General features: G+C 71.1%; 17 protein-coding genes. 10 read left to right on the top strand and 7 right to left on the bottom strand.

Annotated features, from left to right (window positions below):
* The first annotated feature begins 1 nt into the window (after position 1).
* Positions 2 to 403 carry a peroxiredoxin gene (locus tag ACFVH2_RS15395; RefSeq protein WP_378423836.1) on the top strand — a complete coding sequence of 134 codons (402 nt, stop codon included), beginning with the start codon at positions 2 to 4 and terminating at the stop codon, positions 401 to 403.
* Positions 404 to 461: 58 nt separating this feature from the next.
* On the opposite strand, the gene ACFVH2_RS15390 is transcribed toward ACFVH2_RS15395, so the two are convergent.
* Positions 462 to 2,171 carry an alkaline phosphatase D family protein gene (locus ACFVH2_RS15390; RefSeq protein ID WP_378423834.1) on the bottom strand — a complete coding sequence of 570 codons (1,710 nt, stop codon included), beginning with the start codon at positions 2,169 to 2,171 and terminating at the stop codon, positions 462 to 464.
* 155 nt (positions 2,172 to 2,326) lie between these two features.
* Here ACFVH2_RS15390 and ACFVH2_RS15385 point away from each other — a divergent pair, with 155 nt between their 5' ends.
* Positions 2,327 to 2,935, top strand: coding sequence for a GNAT family N-acetyltransferase (locus ACFVH2_RS15385; protein WP_378423832.1), 609 nt, complete (start codon positions 2,327 to 2,329; stop codon positions 2,933 to 2,935).
* On the opposite strand, the gene ACFVH2_RS15380 is transcribed toward ACFVH2_RS15385, so the two are convergent.
* Together ACFVH2_RS15380 and ACFVH2_RS15375 are read right to left on the bottom strand one after the other, a co-directional pair.
* Entirely contained in the window at positions 2,820 to 3,653 is an 834-nt protein-coding gene (locus ACFVH2_RS15380; RefSeq protein WP_378423831.1) for a Fic family protein, read from the bottom strand. The two genes, ACFVH2_RS15385 and ACFVH2_RS15380, sit on opposite strands and share 116 nt — an antisense overlap.
* Positions 3,650 to 5,065: a putative nucleotidyltransferase substrate binding domain-containing protein gene (locus tag ACFVH2_RS15375; RefSeq protein ID WP_378423829.1), complete on the bottom strand. Its 1,416-nt coding sequence runs from the start codon at positions 5,063 to 5,065 to the stop codon at positions 3,650 to 3,652. Before ACFVH2_RS15375 ends, ACFVH2_RS15380 begins: the two co-directional genes overlap by 4 nt.
* A gap of 201 nt (positions 5,066 to 5,266) precedes the next feature.
* On the opposite strand from ACFVH2_RS15375, the gene ACFVH2_RS15370 reads away from it, so the two are divergent.
* The 6 genes from ACFVH2_RS15370 to ACFVH2_RS15345 all read left to right on the top strand — a co-directional run bounded on the left by ACFVH2_RS15370 (position 5,267) and on the right by ACFVH2_RS15345 (position 12,993).
* Positions 5,267 to 6,784, top strand: a complete 1,518-nt coding sequence (locus tag ACFVH2_RS15370) for an amino acid permease (RefSeq protein WP_378423827.1) — start codon at positions 5,267 to 5,269, stop codon at positions 6,782 to 6,784.
* Between the two features lie 2 nt (positions 6,785 to 6,786).
* Complete coding sequence (locus ACFVH2_RS15365) at positions 6,787 to 7,644, top strand: urea amidolyase associated protein UAAP1 (protein WP_378423825.1); 858 nt, start codon at positions 6,787 to 6,789, stop codon at positions 7,642 to 7,644.
* Complete coding sequence (locus ACFVH2_RS15360; protein ID WP_378423823.1) at positions 7,641 to 8,291, top strand: urea amidolyase associated protein UAAP2; 651 nt, start codon at positions 7,641 to 7,643, stop codon at positions 8,289 to 8,291. Before ACFVH2_RS15365 ends, ACFVH2_RS15360 begins: the two co-directional genes overlap by 4 nt.
* The gene (locus ACFVH2_RS15355; RefSeq protein WP_378423821.1) at positions 8,291 to 10,336 is read left to right on the top strand and encodes a 5-oxoprolinase/urea amidolyase family protein; all 2,046 of its coding nucleotides are present in this window, start codon (positions 8,291 to 8,293) and stop codon (positions 10,334 to 10,336) included. The genes ACFVH2_RS15360 and ACFVH2_RS15355 overlap by 1 nt, the downstream gene beginning before the upstream one ends.
* 129 nt (positions 10,337 to 10,465) lie before the next feature.
* On the top strand, positions 10,466 to 12,457 hold the full coding sequence (locus ACFVH2_RS15350; RefSeq protein ID WP_378423820.1) for an MFS transporter: 1,992 nt from the start codon (positions 10,466 to 10,468) through the stop codon (positions 12,455 to 12,457).
* Entirely contained in the window at positions 12,454 to 12,993 is a 540-nt protein-coding gene (locus tag ACFVH2_RS15345; protein ID WP_378423816.1) for a TetR family transcriptional regulator, read from the top strand. The genes ACFVH2_RS15350 and ACFVH2_RS15345 overlap by 4 nt, the downstream gene beginning before the upstream one ends.
* Here ACFVH2_RS15345 and ACFVH2_RS15340 read toward each other — a convergent pair.
* From ACFVH2_RS15340 to ACFVH2_RS15330, 3 genes are read right to left on the bottom strand one after another with little or no spacing between them, the layout of a single operon-like run.
* Positions 12,990 to 14,015, bottom strand: coding sequence for a hypothetical protein (locus ACFVH2_RS15340; protein WP_378423814.1), 1,026 nt, complete (start codon positions 14,013 to 14,015; stop codon positions 12,990 to 12,992). The two genes, ACFVH2_RS15345 and ACFVH2_RS15340, sit on opposite strands and share 4 nt — an antisense overlap.
* Positions 14,016 to 14,058: 43 nt before the next feature.
* Complete coding sequence (locus ACFVH2_RS15335; protein ID WP_378423812.1) at positions 14,059 to 15,711, bottom strand: FAD-dependent monooxygenase; 1,653 nt, start codon at positions 15,709 to 15,711, stop codon at positions 14,059 to 14,061.
* Positions 15,712 to 15,724: 13 nt separating this feature from the next.
* Entirely contained in the window at positions 15,725 to 16,648 is a 924-nt protein-coding gene (locus ACFVH2_RS15330; protein ID WP_378423810.1) for a DUF5995 family protein, read from the bottom strand.
* A 91-nt stretch (positions 16,649 to 16,739) separates the two neighbouring features.
* Between ACFVH2_RS15330 and ACFVH2_RS15325 the strand changes: the two genes are divergently transcribed.
* Positions 16,740 to 17,783 carry an Rv2578c family radical SAM protein gene (locus tag ACFVH2_RS15325; RefSeq protein ID WP_378423808.1) on the top strand — a complete coding sequence of 348 codons (1,044 nt, stop codon included), beginning with the start codon at positions 16,740 to 16,742 and terminating at the stop codon, positions 17,781 to 17,783.
* A gap of 21 nt (positions 17,784 to 17,804) precedes the next feature.
* Here ACFVH2_RS15325 and ACFVH2_RS15320 read toward each other — a convergent pair whose 3' ends face one another.
* Positions 17,805 to 18,782, bottom strand: coding sequence for an Acg family FMN-binding oxidoreductase (locus ACFVH2_RS15320; protein WP_378423806.1), 978 nt, complete (start codon positions 18,780 to 18,782; stop codon positions 17,805 to 17,807).
* 229 nt (positions 18,783 to 19,011) lie between these two features.
* Here ACFVH2_RS15320 and phoA point away from each other — a divergent pair, with 229 nt between their 5' ends.
* Positions 19,012 to 20,544 (top strand): alkaline phosphatase, encoded by a 1,533-nt coding sequence (gene phoA / locus ACFVH2_RS15315; protein ID WP_378423804.1) that lies wholly within the window; start codon positions 19,012 to 19,014, stop codon positions 20,542 to 20,544.
* The last annotated feature ends 46 nt before the right edge of the window (positions 20,545 to 20,590 follow it).

Raw genomic sequence — 20,590 nt, 5'->3', positions numbered from 1 at the left:
CATGAACGGCATCGACACCACTCGGACAGAACAGACACGGAACAAGGCGGTCGTGGCGCTGACGACCGGGCTCGAGGACGCGGAGCGGGTCACCGTCGCCTTCCTGGTCGCGGTCGCCGCGGCCGAGAGCGGCAGGCCGACCCTGATGTTCCTCACCCAGGAGGCGGTGTGCCTGACGCAGCGCGGCGGGATGGAGGGCGTGGTCGGCTGCGAGGGCTGCCCGCCGCTGGCGGACCTCGCGGCGCGCTACCTGGCCGCCGGAGGGCGGTACCTGATCTGCCCGCTGTGCTTCGCGGCCAAGCACCTCGACCGCGCGGAGGTGGTGGGCAACGCCGAGATCGGCGGCACGGTTCCGATGTGGGAGTGGATCGGCGACGATCCGACGGTGAGCTTCAGCTACTGACCGGACCGTCGCCGCCACTCCCCGCCGGCTCGCCGCAGTGCGGACGGCGCGAACCGACTCACGCCGGTTCGATCACCGCCTGCCCGGACGGTGTGCGCAGCGACTTCGACGTCGTCACACCGGAATTCGGGTTCAGCTTGTCGACCGCACGGAACTGGAAACGGGCCTCGCCCGCAGTGACGTCGAGCAGCCCGTAGCCGTGGCTGACCATGTCGGCGTGCTTGACGTGCGGGTTGTGCGCGCGTCGGTTGACCTCCTCGGCCCTCGCCGCACCGGTCGCATCGCTGCTGCTGGTGTAGCCGCCGTCGGCGGTGTTCGACGACGTGACGGACGGGACGACGAACTCGACTCCCGCGCGCTTGGTTCCGGGCGCGTTGACCTGCTCGCCGCTCGAGGTGCCCGGCGCGAAACCGGTGTCCCACAGCTCGCCCGCCCAACCGTCGTGGTCGTCGCCGGTGACCAGGACCATGTTGTCGACGGATGCGGCCGCGGTGGACAGGATCTCGGCCCGCTCCGCACCGTAGCCGTCCCAGGTGTCCATGTAGGCGCGGGTGCCGTTGTCCGCGATCACCATGCCCATCATCATGTTGGCGTTGGCGACGACCTTCCAGCGCGCGTCCGAGCCGGTCATGCCGTCGAGCAGCCACCGCTTCTGGGTCGCGCCGAGCATGGTGCGACCCGGGGCGTCGGCCTCCGCGCAGAGGATGTGGTCGAGGGAGTCGCCGCAGGCCTGCTTGTCCCGGTACTGCCGGGCGTCGGGCGCGAACAGCTCCACGGTCCGGCCCACCCGCAGCGACCGGTACGTGCGGGTCGGGTCGCCCGAGAAGCGCGGCACCGGCATGTGCTCGAACCACGCCTGCCACGCCCACTGCTTCTTCTGCTGGAACCCGATCGCGCCGTCGACCGGCGAGATCACCGGGAAGGTCCACCCGTCCTTGGTGTAGTTGTTGCGGAACTCGTGGTCGTCCCAGATGGGCAGGAAGGCGTGCCGGCTGTGCATCAGCGTCAGGTTGTCGTCCGTGCGGTACCGGCGGTACTTGTCCCGCATGCCGTCGAGGCCCTGCGGGAACGCGTTGGTCTCGACCCCGCGCACACCCGGCTTGGTGAAGTCGTACACGTAGTCGCCGAGGCACACGACGAAGTCGAGGTCCTCCTCGGCGAGGTGCCGGTGCGCCGCGTAGTAGCCCTCCTCGAAACCCTGGCAGGTGAACCAGCCGATGCGGACCGGCTCGTTGGAGTCGGCGGGCCGCAGGGTCCGGAATCGGCCGACCGGCGACTCGCCCCCGTCGCCGCGGAACTGGTAGTAGTAGGTCTCGCCGGGTGCGAGGCCGGTGGCGTCGAAATGCACCGTGCCGTCGGCGTCGTCGCGGACCTGGACCCGCTCCGCGAGGACCGGCGCCGACAGGTCCTCGCGGGTGGACACGATCAGCGCCAGTTCGCCGCCCGCCCCCGCGGCACTGCCGCCGCCCAGGCTGCCCGTGCCGAGGCTGCCCGTGCCGAGGCTGCCGGTTCCGAGGCTGCCGCTGGCGCTTCCCGACCCGCTCCCGGCACCCACTCTCGTCCACAAGGTCGCGCCGTCGGTCCGTGGTACGCCCGCCATCACCCCGTTGCCGAATTCGGGGTTCCGGACCAGGCCCGGCCCGGCGTCCGCCGCCTGACGGAGGGTCGGTGTCGCGTGGGCGGCGGCGGGCATCACCGCGGCGCCGCCGAGGACGGACAGACCGGTGAGGAAGGCACGGCGGGACACGTTCCGCGGCGGGAAGGGCATGGGGCAACCTCGGGTGTGTAGGGATGTGGGTGGCGATGACCCTACAGACTCTTGTTACCCGCCGGTTGGAAACATGTAACCCAGGTGAACGACAGGTGAAGTGTGGGCCCGGACATGTGCGCGGACCGGATACCCGGTCCGGGATACTTCATTTCATGACGGTGACGATCGCGATGGCGGGTCCCGGCGACGCGGCTGCGCTGGCCGTTCTCGGTGAGCAGTCGTATCGCTCTCACTTCGGCGCGCTGTGGACGCCGGCGGGGCTCGACGCCTACGTTGCGGTCGAGTACGGCGGCGATCGAATCCTGCGGGAGATCGCCGGCGAATCGACCGGCTATCTCCTGGCCCGGGTCGACGGCGAGCTCGCGGGCTTCGCGAAGGTGACGGTCGATCGCGAGGTTCCCCTGAGCGACCGTTCGGGCCTCGAGCTCGAGAAGGTCTACCTGCTACCGGAATTCACCGGCGCGGGGCACGGGTCTGCCTTGATCGGTGCGGTGCTCGACTTCGCCGACGAGCACGGCCAGGCGCTCGTGTGGCTGGACGTGCTCAAGGAGAACGAGGGCGGCCGGCGCGTGTACGAGCGGCACGGATTCACCGTCGCGGGGGAGTTGCCCTTCGCGACCGATGTGCGCGAGATCGGCTTCTGGGTCATGACGCGACCAGCGAGCGGACCAACAGCGGGATCAGCGGGCGCGGCGACGGGGCGCCGGTACGGCGGAACGGCGCGGAGTCCCGCGACGCGGCAATCCATTCCGTGGGCGTGACGCTCGACAGGTCGAGCCGGTAGCGGGTCGAGCCGGCTAGCTGGTGCAGCAGCAGGGTTCCGGTGCGGCCGTTGCCCTCGCGGAACGGGTGAGCGTGGTTGTAGAGGACGTAGACCGCGGCCAGCGCGTACGCCACCGCGCCGCGGTCCGCTCGATGCCAGTCGGTCGCGGCGATCGCGATCTCGACCTCGCGCAGATAGCGCGGGATCGCGCCGACCGGCGCAAAGGCGTCACCGTTCTTCGACAGGTCCACGACCCGGGTCTGTCCGGCCCAGCCGAACACGTCCTGGAAGACGTGCCGGTGCAGGGTGAGGACATGCACGGCGTCGACGGACCGGGCCGGCGGGGACGTCCCGAGGTGCACCTGGAGCAGGCGGGACGCGGTCGCCGCGAACTCCACCGGCCGGAGCTGGGCGGCGTCCCGGAAGCCGAAGTTGTTGCGCAGAACCGTCGTTCCACGCACCAGGTAGGGCGCCGGCAGCGACAGTCGCAGGCGGCGGGCGACGGGCAGCGCGGCGGCGATCGTGAGGTGGCGGGTGAGGTAGGTCCCGTGACCCAGGTCGTCGCGGGCGAGTGCGACGAGATCCGCGACATCCGCACGCAGCGGCCGCCAGCCCTCGAGCCATTCGGCGGCGACGGTCTGCTCCACCGCGTGCGTGCGGTGGGCGGACAGACCGGTGAACAGGTCGGGCCACCGCAGCGCCGGTCGCCCGGTCACGACGGCGGACCCGCGTACGCGAGGGTGCGCTGCACGCCCGCGATCTCACGAATCGCATTCGCGAGGAGGCTCCGATACAGCGGAGTCAGAGCACTGATCGCCACCACGTCGGTGGGCCGTTCGCCGCGCTCGATCTGTTCGCACTGGTGCCGCAGCCGGATCTGCGCGAGCACGTCGAACGACTCGGCCAGGGACGTGGCGTCGTCCTCGGACAGCAATCCGGCCGCGGCCGCCGCCCGCAGTCGCGCCGGGGTGGCGGTGACCGCGGATTCGGCCGCCAGCCCCGCCCAGCGCGCGATGTTCACGACCGGCATCACGCCCTGGGCCTTGAGGTCGACGGCATCGGTGCGGCGGGTGAGGATCTGGCGCAGCGAGTGCATGCGGGCCTTGTCCTCCACCGCCTCCCGCAGCAGCAGTCGGCGCGCGTCGGGCGTGGCGCGCAGACGCCGCCGCGCGGCCGCGGCGAGGTCGAGATCGCCGGGACCAGTCGCGATCCGGCTGTCCGCGAGCAGCGAGATCATCACCACCCCCTGATCGGCGTACGGGTCGGCCAGCCAGCCGTCCAGCGCGGTCCGCCAACCGGATTCGGGTCGAGCGAATCTCGGCCGCGAGGCGAGCGCCCCCTTCTCGTCCGCCCGGAAGCCGCACCTGGCCAGCAGCTCGTGGACGCGTCTGGCGTAGCCGAGCGCGGCCTGCCGGGCCTCGGGCCCGTCGGCGGTGTCCGGCCACACCATCGCACTGTCGACGTCGGAGCCGGGCATCGCCTCGCGCCGCGCCACGCTGCCCAGCGTCAACCAGGCCGCGCCCCCGGGGCGGTCGTCGCGGACCATCCGGGCTGCGCCGGCGACGGCGGCGTCCACCAACACCGACAGGATCGCGCTCACGTCGAGTGCGGCCACTCGCGCGCGCCACAGTCCGACCACCAGTTCGGGCACCCTGGCCGCGGCGGCCACCAGAGCGTCCGGATCGGATGCCTGCGCGATCGCCCGGCGCAGCACGAATCCGCCGCGCGTGGCGGTGGCGAGGAGGTCGGTGTCCTCGAGGACGCCGAGGGGTTCGCCGGCGGCGGAGAGCACCGGCATGTGGCGCACCCCGTGCGCGAGCATGTCCATCAGCACGTCGGCGCCGAGACGGTCGGCCGGGACGGTCCGGGCCGGTGCGGTCGACACCGTGCGGACGGGAACGGTCGTGTCCAGCCCCGCAGCGACCACCCGTCGGCGCAGGTCGCCGTCGGTGAAGATGCCCCACTCGCCGTCACCGAGCCGAACCAGGACGTGACGGCGACCCGCGGCCGTCATCGCCTGCGCCGCGTCCCGGACGGAGGCCTCGGGGGAGCAGTGGACCGCGGGCCCGCGCAGCAGCTCGCCGGCGGGCCGCATCGACGGATCGCGCACGACGAGCGGTTCGGTCATGGCCCCATCCTGGCAGGGGTGTGGGGTTCGGTGACGCCGACCCGCACTGTGAGGAGGCTGCAATGCTGCCGTAACGAATGACATTGAGTCGCAACGGAACGGCTCCCAGTCGAAACGTGCGGGACACCCACCGGGAACGGCGGACCAGAAAACTGTCAACTGACAGGAAACCTCGCTGACAGCCCCCTCGCAGGAGAGCCCATGACGACCGTGGCATCGAAGCCCAGCGACGACAACGATCTCGCAGATTTCGGCTACGAGCAGCAACTGCATCGCTCGCTCGGGAAGTTCGCCTCGTTCGCGGCGGGCTTCTCCTTCGTCTCCATCCTCACCACGATCTTTCAGCTGTTCGGCCTCGGCTTCAGCTTCGCCGGCCCGGCGTTCTTCTGGACGTGGCCGTGCGTGTTCCTCGGCCAGTTCATGGTCGCGCTCAGCTTCGCCGAACTCGCCGCGCGGTACCCGATCTCGGGTGCGATCTACCAGTGGTCGCGGCGGATGGGCGGCGAGATCGTCGGCTGGTTCGCCGGGTGGTTCATGATCATCGCCCAGATCGTCACCGCCTCGGCGGCGGCCATCGCCCTCCAGGTGGTCCTGCCGAGTGTGTGGAGCGGATTCCAGATCGTCGGCGAGGACAGCTCGTTGACCTCGTCCAGTGGGGCCGCCAATGCGGTGTTGCTCGGTTCGGTGCTGCTGGTCGCGACCACCGCCATCAACTGCGTCGGCGTGAACTGGATGTCGCGGATCAACAACATCGGGGTGACCTGCGAGATCGTCGGTGTGATCGCGGTGGTGGGGATGTTCTTCACGCACGCCCAGCGGGGACCGCAGGTGGTCTTCGACACCGGGGCCGCGGGCAGCGAACCCGGCTACATCTGGGCCTGGATCGTCTCCGGCCTGATGGCCGCCTACGTGATGGTCGGGTTCGGCTCGGCGGGCGAACTCGCCGAGGAGACCCGCAACCCGCGCCGCGTCGCGCCGCGCACCATCCGGTTGGCGCTGTCGGTCTCCGCGCTCGGCGGCGGCCTGATGATCGTCGGCGCGCTGATGGCGGCGCCGAGCCTGACCGACGGCCGCCTCGCCACCGAGGGCCTGCCCTACGTGCTGACCGCGATCCTCGGCTCGCCGTGGGGAACCCTGCTGCTGGTCGACGTCGCGATCGCGGTGTTCGTCTGCACCCTCGCGATCCAGACCGCCGCGTCCCGGCTGATGTTCTCGATGGCCCGTGACGGCCGGCTGCCCGCATCGGGAGTGCTGTCGAAGGTCAACGGCCGCACCGGAACCCCGATCGCACCGTCCGTGCTCATCGGAGTCGCCTGCATCGCAGTGCTCGCGGTCAACGTCGGCAACTCGGCGATCTTCACCACCCTCTCCAGCGTGTGCATCGTGCTCATCTACCTGGCCTACCTGATGGTGACGGTCCCGCTGCTGTTGCGCCGGCTGCAGGGCTGGCCGCGCGGCGGAGTCCAGGTCGACGCCGAGGGCAGGCCGCTGTTCTCGCTCGGCCGACTCGGGGTGCCGGTCAACGTCGCCGCCGTGCTCTACGGGGCCGCGATGGTGGTCAACCTCGCCTGGCCGCGCGCCGAGATCTTCAACCCGACTGGGGAGTTCCCGATCCTGCAATGGGCCGCCCCGGTCACGGTCGCCGTGGTGGTGCTCGCCGGAGCGCTGTGCTACCCGCGCGGCAAGACCGTCCCCAACCCCGTCACGATTGGAGCCTGACAGTGACCTCGACAGCCACCGACAGCACCACCGCCACCACGGCCGCCGCCCGCGAGCACGCCCGCGCCCAGGCCGGCGCGATCACCGACTCGATGCCCGTGCTGCCCGCCTCGCGTTGGCTCAATCCGCCCACGGGGATCGCGGCCGAGGCGTTGACCTGGGCCGAGACGGTGCCCGGCGGACGCTACACCTCGAAGGTACTGGCCCGCGGGACCCGCGTCCGGCTGCGCGACCTCGACGGGGCCGCCTGCGCCAACCTGCTGCTGTACCGGGCCGACGCACCGCACGAGCGACTCAACGTCGCCGACACCGTCAAGGTGCCCTGGCAGGCCTACCTGGGGGTCGGGCACCCCCTGCTCTCGGACCAGGGGCGGGTGCTGGCCACCATCGTCGCGGACACCTCGGGCAGGCACGATGCGTTCTGCGGGACCACCAGCCTGGCGACCAACACGGCGAAGTACGGTGCGGGCCTCGCCCACTCGGGCGCTCCGGCCGGACGTGAGTTGCTCACCCTCGCCGCCGCCAAGCACGGCCTGACCGCGCGCGACCTGGCCCCGGTGCTCACGTTCTTCCACGGCGTGCGCGTGGAGCCCGACGGCACCCTCACCAGCATCGGGAACGCCGGTGCTGGAACGGAACTCGAAATGCTGATCCACCTGCCGGTGATCGCGCTCGTCGCCAACACCGCGCACCCCCTCGATCCGGCGCCGAGCTACCCGACCACCTCGCTCGAGATCCTCGCGTGGGAAGCCCCCGCGGACCTCGGCGCCCTACCCAACGACGACCCCGAGTACCAGCGGGCCGTTCTCAACACCGAGGACGCTTGGAACGCCGCACACTTCGGAAGGGGCGCCCGATGACCACTGCAGTAGAGAGCCTCGCGCTCGTCCCCGGCGCCCTCGTCCTCGACGAGACGGTCGGCGCCCGCGGACCGTGGTCCACGATCCTGCGCGCGGGCGACGTGCTCACCGTCGTCGACCTGCACGGAAACCAGGCCGTGGACACGCTGTTCTACGCCGCCGACGACCACGCCGTGCGGTACTCGGCGGCGGCAACCGTTGCCGCGCAAGGCAATCTGTTCCTCACCGCCGGAAGTGTGTTGCGCGCGGACGACGGCGCCGCCCTCGTCACCCTGGTCGCCGACGAGGTCGGCGGCCACGACACCGTCGGCGGAGCCTGCTCGCAGGAGTCCAACACGCTGCGCTACGGGCACCACACCAAGCACCAGCACGCCTGCGTGGAGAACTTCCTCGTCGAGGGGGCCAGGTGGGGCCTCGGCAAGCGGGACCTGGTCTCGAACGTCAACTTCTTCATGAATGTGCCGGTCGACGCGGACGGCACCCTGGGCATCGTCGACGGACTGTCCGCGCCGGGGAAGCGGCTCGCGCTGCGGGCCGAGATCGACACCCTGGTGCTGGTGTCGAACTGCCCCCAGATCAACAACCCCTGCAACGGTTTCGACCCCACCGAGGTGCGGATGATCGTCACCCGGCCCGAGGAGGCGTGATGACCCCCACCGTGGAAGACGGCCGTTGCAACACCGTGACTGTCCAGCGTCCCGGCATGCTGACCACCGTGCAGGACTGGCCCGGTCGGGTCGGCTACTGGCAGATCGGCGTACCACCCTCGGGCCCGATGGACGACCTGTCCTTCCGCCTCGGCAACGTGGCGCTCGGCAACGAGGAGGGCGCGGCCGGACTCGAGTGCACCATGGCGGGACCCGCGCTGCGGTTCGAGGACGCGACCACGATCTGCGTGACCGGTGCGCCCGCGACGGTCCGGGTGAACGGGCGCACGGTGCGCACCTGGGCGCCGGTCGACGTGCCCGCGGGCGGCGTGCTCGACGTCGGCGCGGCGTCCGGCCCGGGCCTGCGGATCTACGTGCTGGTCCGCGGCGGCCTGACCGTGCCCGACTACCTCGGCAGCGGCGCGACCTTCACGCTCGGGCGCTTCGGTGGTCACGAGGGCCGCACCCTACGGGAGGGGGACGTGCTCACCTGCGGCGGCGGGCCGTCGAATCCCGCTGCGGCCCAGCCCGTCCCGATGGAGCACGTACCCGTGATCGGGCGGCACTGGGAGATCGCGGTCACCGAGGGGCCGCACGGGGCGCCGGAGTTCTTCACCCGCGAGGACATCGAGACCCTGTACGCCACCGACTACGAGGTGCACTTCAACTCCGACCGCACGGGCGTGCGGTTGGTGGGACCGCAGCCCGACTGGGCGCGCGGCGACGGCGGCGAGGCCGGCCTGCACCCGTCCAACATCCACGACAACGCCTACTCGGTCGGCGCGCTGGACTTCACCGGGGACACCCCGATTCTGCTCGGTCCCGACGGCCCCAGCCTCGGTGGTTTCGTCTGCCCGGTCACCGTCGTCTCCGCCGACCGCTGGAAGCTCGGCCAGCTCAGCCCCGGGGACACGGTCCGGTTCGTGCCGATCCGGGCGGAGCGGGCGGCGTCGAGAAGACAACTGGGACTGGGCCGTCGCGCCAGCCTGCCCGCCGTGTACGGCGCGGGCGGCGACGCCGACGACGGGGTGATCGCCCGGCGCGACGGCGTCACCGCGGTGACCTACCGCCGCTCGGGCGACGACAACGTGCTCGTCGAGTACGGGGACATGACCCTCGACCTCGGGCTCAGGGCCCGCGCGCACGCGCTGCACCAGCGGCTCGAGGCCGAGAAGCCGGCCGGGCTGCTGGACCTGACCCCGGGCATCCGGTCCCTGCAAGTGCGGGTCGATCCGGACGTGCTCCCGGTGCCGACGCTGATGGGGTTGCTGGCCGAGGCCGAGTCGCAGATCCCGGACTCGTCCCAGCTGGTGGTGCCGAGCCGGACCGTGCGCATGCCGCTGTCCTGGGACGACCCGTCCACGCGGGAGGCGATCAAGCGGTACATGCACGGCGTGCGCGCGGACGCGCCGTGGTGCCCGTGGAACATCGAGTTCATCCGGCGGATGAACGGCCTGGACTCGGTCGCGGACGTGTTCGACACCGTCTTCGACGCCGAGTACCTGGTGCTCGGGCTCGGGGACGTGTACCTCGGTGCGCCGGTCGCCACCCCGCTCGACCCGCGCCACCGCCTGGTGACCACCAAGTACAACCCGGCCCGCACCTGGACGCCGGAGAACGCGGTCGGGATCGGCGGGGCGTACCTGTGCATCTACGGCATGGAGGGCCCCGGTGGCTACCAGTTCGTCGGGCGGACCACGCAGGTGTGGAATCACCGGCACCCGCAGCGGTCCGGGCCGTTCGAGGACGGCACCCCGTGGCTGCTGCGGTTCTTCGACCGGATCTCCTGGTATCCCGTCGAACCCGACGAGCTGCTCGAGCTGCGGGCCGAGACCGCGGCCGGTGGGTCCGGCGGCGTCCAGATCACCGACGGCAGCTTCTCGCTCGCCGAGCACGAGGCGTTCCTGACCGACAACAGCGCCTCGATCGCCGCGTTCCGCGCGACCCAGGTCGCGGCGTTCGGGGCCGAGCGTGAGGCCTGGTCCGCGGCGGGCGAGTTCGCGCGGACGGCGACCTCGCCGGCGGGAGGGGAGGCGGCCGCGTGAGGGCGGACGGGCCGGCCCGAGGTGACGCCGGCGAGGGGGCGCGTCGAATTGTCCGGCTTGCGCGCGAGGGGTGAACGCGTGTTCACTCGACGGTGAACGCCCATTCACCACCTGTCCTCTGGAGTGCCCTTGTCGACTCATTCGAAGCCGTCGACCGCGACCCGTCGGGTACCGAGCTCGGTGCTCGTCGCCGTGCTGTGCATGTCCGGCACGGTCGTCGCGCTGCAGCAGACGCTGATCATTCCGCTGCTGTCGGACTTTCCCGCCATCCTCGACATCGACTACGCCAGCGCGTCCTGGCTGGTCACCGTCACGCTGCTGACCGCGGCGGTGGCGACGCCGATCGTGTCCCGGCTGGCGGACATGTTCGGCAAGCGCCGGATGATGGTCGTGGCCCTGCTGACGATGGTGCTCGGCTCGGTGATCGCGGCGGTGGGGGCCACCTTCCCGGCGATGCTCGTCGGCCGCGGCCTGCAGGGGTTGGCGTCCTCGCTGGTGCCCGTCGGCATCGGCATCCTGCGCGACGAACTGCCCAAGGGGAAGGTCGCGGGCGCGACCGCGATGATGAGCGCGACGCTCGGCATCGGCTCCGCGCTCGGTCTGCCGCTGTCCGGCCTGGTGTACCAGCACTTCGGCTGGGAGGCCATCTTCTGGCTGTCCGGGCTCGCCGGACTGCTGCTGCTGATCGCGGTGCTCGCGGTGGTGCCGGAGTCGCCGGTGCGTACCCCCGGCCGCTTCGACGTCGGCGGTGCGGTGTTGCTGTCGGTGGCGCTGACCGCGCTGCTGCTGGGCATCTCCAAGGGCGGCACCTGGGGGTGGGGGAGCGAGCCGACCATCCTCGCGCTGGTGGTCTCGCTGGTCGCCTTCGCCGTCTGGTTCCCGTACGAACTGCGGGTAAACCAGCCGATGGTCGACCTGAGGACCTCCGCTCGACGGCCGGTGCTGCTGACCAACATCAGCGCCCTGCTGGTCGGAATCTCCATGTACGCCAACATGCTCTCCACCACCCAGCAGCTCGAGATGAGCACGGCCACCGGTTACGGGCACGGCCTGACGGTGCTGGCCGCCGGCCTGTGCATGATGCCCGCCGGGCTGATGATGGTCGTCGTCGCGCCGATCGCGGGACGACTGATGGGACGCGTCGGTGCGAAACGCACCCTGATCCTCGGCGCGCTGGTCCTCGCCGCCGCGTACACGCTGCGCATCTTCCTCACCGGCTCGGTCCCGATGATCGTGGCGGGCGCGATGCTGGTGACCACCGGCACCGCCATCGCCTACGCGTCGATGCCGATGCTGATCATGGGGTCGGTGCCGATCACCGAGACCGCCTCCGCGAACGGTCTCAACGCACTGCTGCGGTCGGTGGGCACCTCGGTGTCCAGTGCCGTCATCTCCGCGGTCCTCACCGCGGTCACCGTCGAGGTGGCCGGCCACGTCTTCCCCTCGCTCGGCGCCTTCAAGATCATCTTCGCGATGGCCGCCGTCGCGGGGGCCGCGTCCGCGCTCGTCGCGGCGTTCATCCCGCGCCGGCCGTTGGTGCCGACAGCGGTGCCGGCCCCGGACGTGGCCGAGGTCGAGAAGGCGCACGTGCCGGAGGAACTCGTCGTCACGGGGACGGTGCTGCACGCCGATCTGCGGCCGATCCGGCAGGCGGTCGTCACCGTGCTGCGCACGACCGGCGAGTCGGTCGACTGGAGCCGGGCCGACAACACCGGCGAGTTCTCCGTGGTGCTGCCGGGGCCGGGGCCGTACCTGGTGGTCACCAGTGCGGACGGGTGGGCGCCGCAGTCGCAGGTGCTGCACTTCGACGATTCGCACACCCGGCAGTGCGTGGTGCTCGCCGAGCGGCTCCGCCTCGGCGGACGCGTGACCGAGGCGGGGCTGCCGGCGGAGGCGGCGCTGGTGACCCTGGTGCGGGCCACCGGCGAGTTCGTCGCGTCCGCGCGCTGCGACGACGACGGTCGCTACCAGTTCGCGCTCCCGGCCACCGGCCGCTACCTGCTCACCGTGCTCGACCGGTGGCAGCGGCGCACCGTCACCCGACAGATCGTGGTGCTGGCGCAGTCCGCGGTCATCGACCTCGACCTGACCGACGACCGAGAGTCGGTGCGAACGCCGTGAGCGGCACGACCACGCGCGACGCGGTGATCGAGGCGGCGCGCGAACTGTTCGCCCGTCGCGGCTACACCGCCACGACCATCAAGGACGTCGCCGTCCGGGCCGGGTGCTCGCCCGCGATGGTGATGAAGCTGATGGGCAGCAAGGCCGGCCTCCTCGCCGCCGCGGATCCGTCCGAACCCCATCTGGCCGAGGCCGCCGAGGTGCAGGAGTCGGCAGGGTACGGCCTGGTGCGCCGCCTCGTCGAACGGCGCGACGCCGACGCGCCCGACCCGTTCGTCACGGCGCTGCTGCTCATCCACGAGTCCGAGGATCGGGAGGCGGCGCGGGCGGACTACGAGAGCCGCTACGTGGCCGCCATCGCGGAACGGATCGGCGACACCTCGGCAGACAAGCTCAAGTCGCACCTCGTCCTCGCCGCACTGTTCGGGCTCGCGGGCGGCACCCGCACGATGGGTCTGCTCGGGTCGAACCTGATCGCCAGCGAGGAGTTGATCGAGCGGTACGGCGCGCTGGTGCAGGGCATCGTCGACGGCTAGACCGTGACCGCCCAGGGATCGTCCTGCGTGCGACGCCACTCGACCGGGTCACCGTCGACGGTGATGTGGTCGCCACGGAGCCAGAAGGTGGCGTCCGGGTTCCAGCCGGCGAGCACGGTGGCACCGGGGTTGGCGGTGAGCGGGATCGCGATGCCGGGTGTCGTGAGGTAGCCGCGCATCGTCAGGTGGACGGCGTCGTAGTCGGCGGACACGGCGAGCCAGTCCGGGATGAACCAGTCGTGGTGCTCACCGGTGGTGTCGTACCAGACGGATCGACGTGACGCCGGGACCGGAAGCGGATAGTTGTCGACCAGGTGCGCCCAGTCCGCGGGCGAGGTGATCTCGTAGACGCGGGGAGAGCCCTGCACCCGCACCGGCCAGACGCGGGCGTGGTCCCCGCCCATCGAATCCTCTTCGAGCCACAGCTCGAGGGCGCCGAGGCCGTCCCGCGCCCGGGTCGTCATCACCGTCCCGTCAGCCACCGGGGTAGACCACCATTTGCCGCCGCACTCTGTGCCCGGATCGGCGATCAGATCCTTCCGGAACCGCGCCTCGTCGACCATGACGTGCTCTCGCCACCGTTCCAGTCCGTCGTCAACTCGGCCGATCCGCAGTGGCAATTCAGACCAGCCCCACAGGGAGTTGAACTTTTCCACCAGTCGCTGGTGGCCGAGATCGATCGGCTCGGTCCACCACCTGGTGTGTGGCGCGGCCGAGGCTGCCTCGGCGATCGGCCGCAGGACCGCGACGATTTCGGGGCGGGCGAACACGATGTCTTCCTCGTCCGGTGGCTGCCAGTAGCGTGCGAAGTCCACGGCCAGGGCCAGCGCGTCGAGCAGATCGCGCTCCGGCAACCGGGCAATCGCGTGGACGTCGACGGCCCCGAGGACATCGAGGACCTCGCCGGTCGAGCGCGGGCGGTAATGACCGGCGGCTCGCTCGTCGTCGCTGCAGCGATAGCCGACGATCGCGCAGAAGAACCTGCCGCGCGGACAGTCGAGTACGAGCGAGGCGGTGTCCATGGCTCGAAACTAGTGCACGCCATGGCCTGTCCGCGGGGATCGCTCAGGGCCGCGGACGCACGATTCCCGCCAGGTGTTCGGCGAGACCGTCGACGGTGATCGTGTCGCTGCGGTAGCCGAGGTAGCCGTCGGGCCGGATCAGGTACCCGGCGAGGTCGTGCGGCAGGTACTCGGCGGCGAAGTGCCCGGCGTTGTCGCGCAGGGTGATTCCCGATGCGTCCGGCACACCGGCCGCCACCAGGACGTAGCTGCGCACCTGCGGGCCGAACCGCGCCTCGACCGCCGCGGCGAGGTCGCGTTGCCGCGCCCACGCCGCCTCGTCCTGAGCCCACAGCAGCAGCGTGTGCCCGGGGTGGCGCAACAGCTCGTGCAGCCGCGTTCCGAAGGCGGCGGTGTCCTGGGCGAGTCCGGTTGCGTCCGGGGCCCTTTCGCCGGGCCGGGGCCCGCCGTCGGAGTGGCCGAAGGAGACTGTCTCCCCGACGAGCGGGCTGTCCGGGTACGCCACCAGCAGCTGGGCCTCGCGGGCCATTGCGCCTTGGGGATCGGCCTCGTCGACGCCGACTCCGCCGGCGCGGGCGTGCCGCACGGTGCGCCCGACCACCTCCTCGCCCACCGGATGGCGCTCGAGGTGATAGCTGTCGAGCAGTCCGTCCGCGGCGCGTCCGCGCACGGCCAGCGCCAGCTTCCAGCCCAGGTTGACGGCGTCCTGGATGCCGGTGTTCATGCCCTGCGCACCCGTCGGGGGATGGATGTGCGCGGCGTCGCCGGCGAGGAACACCCGCCGCACGCCGTAGCGCGGCGCCAGCCGGTGGCTGATCCGGAACACCGACGACCAGCGCATCGTGTGCGCGGTGGTCGGCTGCGGCGAGAGCCGGTCCAGGACGGCCTGCACATGTCGCAGTTCCGGCGCTCGCCCGCCCTCGAGTCCGTGCGCGACCTCGCCGGAACCGGCTGGTGCGCTGGCGAGTTCGTCGGGCACGAGCATCGAGATCCGGTAGCGGCGATCGCCCGGCAGCGGGATGCAGACCAGTAGGTCGTCGGTGACGCCGTCGCTCTGGTGCATCGAGCGCACCCCGAACCCGGTCGGCATGCTCCAGTCCAGCTCGACGTCGGCGAGCATGTACTCCTCCGGGAAGGCGTCGCCCTCGAACCCGACACCGAGACCCTTGCGGACCGCGCTGTGCGCGCCGTCGCAGCCGACCAGGTAGCGCGAGGCGATCGTCGCGCGACCCTGCGGCCCGCGGACGGCGGAGACCACGTGGTCGTCGTGCTGGTCGAACTCCGCGAACTCGATGCCGCGGCGCGGGCAGATGCCGCGCCGTGCGAGGGCCTCCGCGAGGACCCGTTCGGTCTCGTACTGGGGCAGGGCCGCGAAGCGGTACGGCACCTGGCTCGGCAGTGACAGCTCCACCCTCGCGGTCCGGACACCGTTGACGTACACGAGTTGTCCGCGCATGACGGTGGCCGCGTCGAGGGCGGGCCGGACCACGCCCATGGCATCCCACAGCTCGAGCGTGCGGGGCTGGATCCCGACCGCCTTCGCGTAGGGCGCCCGTTCGGCGAGTCGGTCGACGACGATGACGTCGATGTCGCGGCGGCGGAGTTCGAGGGCGAGCGTCAGTCCGACCGGACCGGCGCCGACGATCAGGACGTCGGTGCTCGTGTGCGGAACCTTCGGATCAACCGCCGAGGTCATGACTCGAATTGTCTCAGAGCCCGCCCAGCCTCGCCAGAACTTCGACGGCACCGTCCGCGGTGGACCACAGGGCGTCCATCTCCGCCGCCGCCCCGGGTGCGGTCTGCGGATTCTGCAGCGCGAAGCCGTTGGCCAGCGTCAGGGTGTTGTATCCGCTGTCGGCGGCCCGCAACAGCAGTTCGGAGGCCACGCCCGCGCCCGCGAGCCGGTCGAGTCCTTCGCCCAGGAAGTAGAAGCGCCACAACGGTCCGAGGTCGGCGCCGTAGACCGCCTTGGTCCGGGTGACGATGGCGTCGCCGTCGGTGGCGATGGAGTCGACGATCTTGTAGAAGTCGGGCACGTTCTCGGTGGCGGTCCCGGTGGCGGCGACGGATCGCGCCAGGTCGACGGTGAGATGCGCGTTGTACCCGGTCATCGCCACCCGCGCCGGCGACTGGGCGCAGTCGTAGGCGAGCCCGAAGTAGCGCTGCCAGGCGGGTTCGACTGGCGCGCCGGTGAATTCGGCGTGCAGGTTGGCCAGGTAGCGGCGCAGCAGGTCGGTGCTGATCGCGTGCGCCCACGCGGGCGTGCCGAACGAGGCGGGGGAGCGTTGCAGCGGCATCACGGCGGCCTGCACGACGGCGTCCAGGCCGATACCGAACAGTCCGCGCCGGTCCCGGTGTGCGACGAGGATCTGCGCGATCTGCTGCTGGCGGCCGACCTCGTCCTCGAGTCGGGCCATCGGGTCGGCGGCGGTGATCGTGCCGGTGTCCGACAGGTGCGCGACGGTGGCGATGTCGGTGCTCGTCAGGGCGGTGCCGCAGGCCGACGTCGGGACTGCGGCGGCCGCGACGGTCGGCGTGAGCGCACTCGCCGCGAGCAACGACGCGGTGGTGAGAGCAGTGAGGGTGGCGAGGCGAGTGGCGACCGTTCGACAGGTGGAGCGGCGTTGGCGCATCGGCGGAGTGTAGCGAGGCGCGGGGTCGGTGTCGGGGACGTCGGCGGCTCGCAGGCTTGACTAAACGTAGAACAAGTGTTCGACTCTCTGCATGCGATGGCAGGGGCAGACTCTCGACGCCGTGCAGTCCCAGCTCGACGACGGCGCTCTCCCCGGTCTGGCGCGCGCCGGCCTCGTACGCAGCGTACAGACCCCCGAGTTCGAGGGGATCACCTTCCACGAGGTGCTGTGCAAGTCGGCGCTGAACAAGGTCCCGGAGGAGTCGGCGCTGCCGTTCCGGTTCACCGTCAACGCTTTTCGCGGCTGCTCGCACGCCTGCCGCTACTGCTTCGCACGTCCGACGCACGAGTACCTCGAGCTGGACGCGGGTCGCGACTTCGACAGTCAGGTCGTGGTGAAGACCAATGTCGCGGCGGTGCTGCGCCGGGAACTGGCGAGGCGGTCGTGGAAACGCGACACGGTCGCACTCGGCACCAACACCGACCCGTACCAGCGGGCCGAGGGGCGGTACCGCCTGATGCCCGGGATCATCGGCGCCCTCGCGGAGTCCGGCACGCCGTTCTCCATCCTCACCAAGGGCACGCTGCTCCGCCGCGACCTGCCGCTGCTGACCCTGGCCGCCCGTCAGGTCGACGTCGGGATCGGGGTGTCGCTGGCGATTCACGACGCCGACCTGCAGAAGGCGATCGAACCGGGCACGCCGTCGCCACGGGCTCGGCTCGAACTGATCCGCGCGGTCACCGACGCAGGCTTCGACTGCAATGTGATGGTCGCGCCGGTGATTCCGTACCTGACCGACTCGACGCGACACCTCGACGAACTCCTGGGTGCGATCGCCGAGGCGGGCGCGACGGCGGTGACGGTGTTCCCGATGCACCTGCGCGGCAGTACCCGCGGCTGGTTCCTCAACTGGCTCGCCGAGGAGCACCCCGCACTGATCCGCCGGTACCGGCAGCTCTACGGTCGCGGCGCCTACGTGACACCCGAGTACAAGCTGTGGCTGCGCGGCCGGGTGACGCCGCTGGTCGAGAAGTACGGCCTCGGTGGCAGTGCTGCGCACCGGCAGGAGCCGGTCCGCGCCTCCGGACGCGAGCTGGTCGGGGCCGGTGCCGCGCCCGCACTCACGCTGTTCTGAGGTCGGGTCGGCGCGGGGCCCTCACCCCAGCCTGAGGACCTCGGTAGTCGGACGGCGCGGCGTCGCGCGCAGCGGGACCGGATCGAGCGCGGTCCCGACCCGGACGAGGATCTGCGGATAGCCGGCGTCCGGCGCGAGCTCGCGGATCATCTCGCGGCTCCGCTCGACCTCGGTGAGATGGGTCAGGGGACAGGTGGCGTTGCCGAGGGCGGTTGCCTCCAGCAGGACGGCCGACAACGCCTCACCGCAGCGCGCCCAGTCGGTGGGGAGGTCGGTCGTGGTGCTGATCACCAGCACGGTGGCCGCGTCCAGGGGGAGGGTCGGTTCCGGACCGTTCCGGGCCGGGGTCGGGAACTCTCGTCCGACGCCGACCCGGGAACTGTCGAGCTCGGTGGCGAGGGCATTCGCCGGTATCCCCTCGAACGGGAACGAATGGCCCGCCCACCAGTGGAGTTCGGCCTGGTACGACGAGTCGTACTTGCGGCTCGCCGCGCTGGCGTTCGAGGCCGCCGCCAGTTCGGGTTCTGCGTCGGGCGGCAGCACCGTCAGCGTTGCGCCGTGCCTGTCGGCGGCTTCCCGTAGGGCGTCGAACAGGCCCGGTGCTCGCGCCGGCGGCGCGAAGGGCCGGCGGTCGGTCCGTCGGTGCTTGATTGCCGTGACGAGGTCGAAGTCGTGCGAGCGGGGCTCGGCGTCCCGGTGGAACCGGATGGCTGCCACCAGGTTCGGCAGGGCCGCCTCGGGCAGCAGCTCGATGCTCGTGCGCCAGCGCAACGATGTGAGTGCGACTCGAAGGTGGCCGAGGGCTGCCCCGCAGCTGATCATGAGTTGTCGTCCGGATGGATCGGTCGAGGCGAGCAACCGCGTCCGGTCTCCGTGCAGGTCGAGCCGGCCGTCGGTGTACAGCCAGCGCCACGGTTGACTGTTGTGTACGGAGGGTGCACGGCACGCCAGATCGACCGCGATCCGAACCACGCCGGCATCGGGAGCGGTGGTGTCCATGTCTGCCTCCTCGCGGCTGGTCAGCCCTGCCTCGTCGGGCTGCTCATCCAGTCTCGCGCGACGTCAGCGGCTGCGGTAGGGCCGATGGTCACCTCCCTGCATTCGGTCCGACCCAGGTGCTCGCCCAGCAGACGCCCGTCGGAAGCCGGCCGGTTGCCTGTCGTTCACGGGGATGGCAGACCATTCGGCGCATCCGAACCTCTCGTTCAATCAAAGGAGTCGTAATCCGATGGCCTCGTCGACAAATTCCCGCCGGTTCCTGGCGGCAGCGCTCGCGGTGACCGCGCTGGCGGCCGCCGGTTGCAGCAGTGGATCCGATGACTCGTCGAAGTCCAACGGCGACACGGTCACTCGCGCTGCCGCGGGCAACGTGACGAGCAACGGCGGCGCCCGCCGCCTCGACTCGGAGCAGTCGCAGGCGTTGAAGGACGCGATCAACTCGTCCGGCGCCAAGAACGTCATCCTGCTCATCGGTGACGGCATGGGGGACTCCGAGATCACCGCCGCCCGCGACTACGCCGAGGGCGCGGGGGGCAGCTTCGCCGGCCTGGACGCGCTGCCGATCACCGGTCAGTACACGCACTACGCGTTGACCAGGGACGGCAAGCCGGACTACGTCGCGGACTCCGCGTCCAGCGGAACCGCGTGGGCCTCGGGCACGAAGACCTACAACGGCGCGGTCTCGGTCGACATCACCGGCGCCGCCCAGGACACCGTCCTCGAGCTCGCGAAGGCCGCGGGCAAGGCCACCGGCAACGTCTCGACCGCCGAGATCCAGGACGCGACACCGGCGGTGCTCGCTTCCCACGTGAGCAGCCGCAAGTGTTACGGACCCGAGGTCACCAGCAAGTCCTGCCCGGAGAACGCGCTCGAGAACGGCGGCAGGGGCTCGATCAGCGAGCAGATCCTCGGCACTCGCGCCGACGTCACCCTCGGCGGCGGGGCGAAGTCCTTCGGCGAGACCGCGAAGGCAGGCGAGTGGCAGGGTCGGACGCTGGCCGAGCAGGCGAAGGTGCGGGGCTACCAGACGGTCTCCACCGCAACGGAACTCGCGAAGATCGAGAAGGCAGACCAGGACTCTCCGGTGCTCGGACTGTTCGCCGACGGCAACATGCCGGTCCGCTGGCAGGGTTCGGTCGCCACCCGCGGCGGGTACCTGCAGCCCGCCGAGACCTGCGTCGACAACGCCAAGCGGACGGCCGAGGTGCCCACCCTGGCCGCGATGACCCAGAAGGCCATCGACCTGCTCTCGCCCAACGAGAAGGGCTTCTTCCTCCAGGTCGAGGGCGCGTCCATCGACAAGCAGGATCACGCCGCCAACCCGTGCGGTCAGATCGGTGAGACGGTCGATCTCGACGAGGCGGTGCAGAAGGCGCTGGCGTTCGCGAAGGCGGACGGGCAGACCCTGGTGATCGTCACCGCCGATCACGCGCACTCCAGCCAGATCGTCGGCAACATGACCGAGGCCGACATCGCGGCCATCGCCGCCGACAAGAACCTGCCGATCGAGCGGGCACGCGACATCGTCTACCCCGGCCTGACCCGGCGGCTCGCCACCAAGGACGGCGCCGAGATGACGCTGAGCTACGGCACCTCCGAGGACCCGTCGGTCGAGTCCGAGGGCCACACCGGTGCGCAGCTGAAGATCGCGGCCTTCGGTCCGCGCGCCGCGAACGTCAGCGGGCTGACCGACCAGACCGACCTGTTCTTCACCATGACCGACGCGCTGGGCCTCGATCGCACGAAGGGCGCGGCCGGGTAGTCGGGCGGTCCGACGAGTCCCGCCGGCCGCGCCTCGGGCGTGGGCG

Origin of the sequence: Rhodococcus sp. NPDC127527 (assembly GCF_042672245.1) — a bacterium.
Lineage (GTDB): Bacteria > Actinomycetota > Actinomycetes > Mycobacteriales > Mycobacteriaceae > Rhodococcus_G.
This window is presented reverse-complemented; position numbering and strand designations above follow the sequence as displayed.

Coding starts and splice junctions, on each gene's coding strand:
- ACFVH2_RS15335 (WP_378423812.1), bottom strand. CDS start 15,711: ATGACCTCGGCGGTTGATCCGAAGGTTCCGCACACGAGCACCGACGTC.
- ACFVH2_RS15340 (WP_378423814.1), bottom strand. CDS start 14,015: ATGGACACCGCCTCGCTCGTACTCGACTGTCCGCGCGGCAGGTTCTTC.
- ACFVH2_RS15325 (WP_378423808.1), top strand. CDS start 16,740: ATGCGATGGCAGGGGCAGACTCTCGACGCCGTGCAGTCCCAGCTCGAC.
- ACFVH2_RS15395 (WP_378423836.1), top strand. CDS start 2: ATGAACGGCATCGACACCACTCGGACAGAACAGACACGGAACAAGGCG.
- ACFVH2_RS15355 (WP_378423821.1), top strand. CDS start 8,291: ATGACCCCCACCGTGGAAGACGGCCGTTGCAACACCGTGACTGTCCAG.
- ACFVH2_RS15370 (WP_378423827.1), top strand. CDS start 5,267: ATGACGACCGTGGCATCGAAGCCCAGCGACGACAACGATCTCGCAGAT.
- ACFVH2_RS15330 (WP_378423810.1), bottom strand. CDS start 16,648: ATGCGCCAACGCCGCTCCACCTGTCGAACGGTCGCCACTCGCCTCGCC.
- ACFVH2_RS15360 (WP_378423823.1), top strand. CDS start 7,641: ATGACCACTGCAGTAGAGAGCCTCGCGCTCGTCCCCGGCGCCCTCGTC.
- ACFVH2_RS15320 (WP_378423806.1), bottom strand. CDS start 18,782: ATGGACACCACCGCTCCCGATGCCGGCGTGGTTCGGATCGCGGTCGAT.
- ACFVH2_RS15385 (WP_378423832.1), top strand. CDS start 2,327: ATGACGGTGACGATCGCGATGGCGGGTCCCGGCGACGCGGCTGCGCTG.
- ACFVH2_RS15390 (WP_378423834.1), bottom strand. CDS start 2,171: ATGCCCTTCCCGCCGCGGAACGTGTCCCGCCGTGCCTTCCTCACCGGT.
- phoA (WP_378423804.1), top strand. CDS start 19,012: ATGGCCTCGTCGACAAATTCCCGCCGGTTCCTGGCGGCAGCGCTCGCG.
- ACFVH2_RS15375 (WP_378423829.1), bottom strand. CDS start 5,065: ATGACCGAACCGCTCGTCGTGCGCGATCCGTCGATGCGGCCCGCCGGC.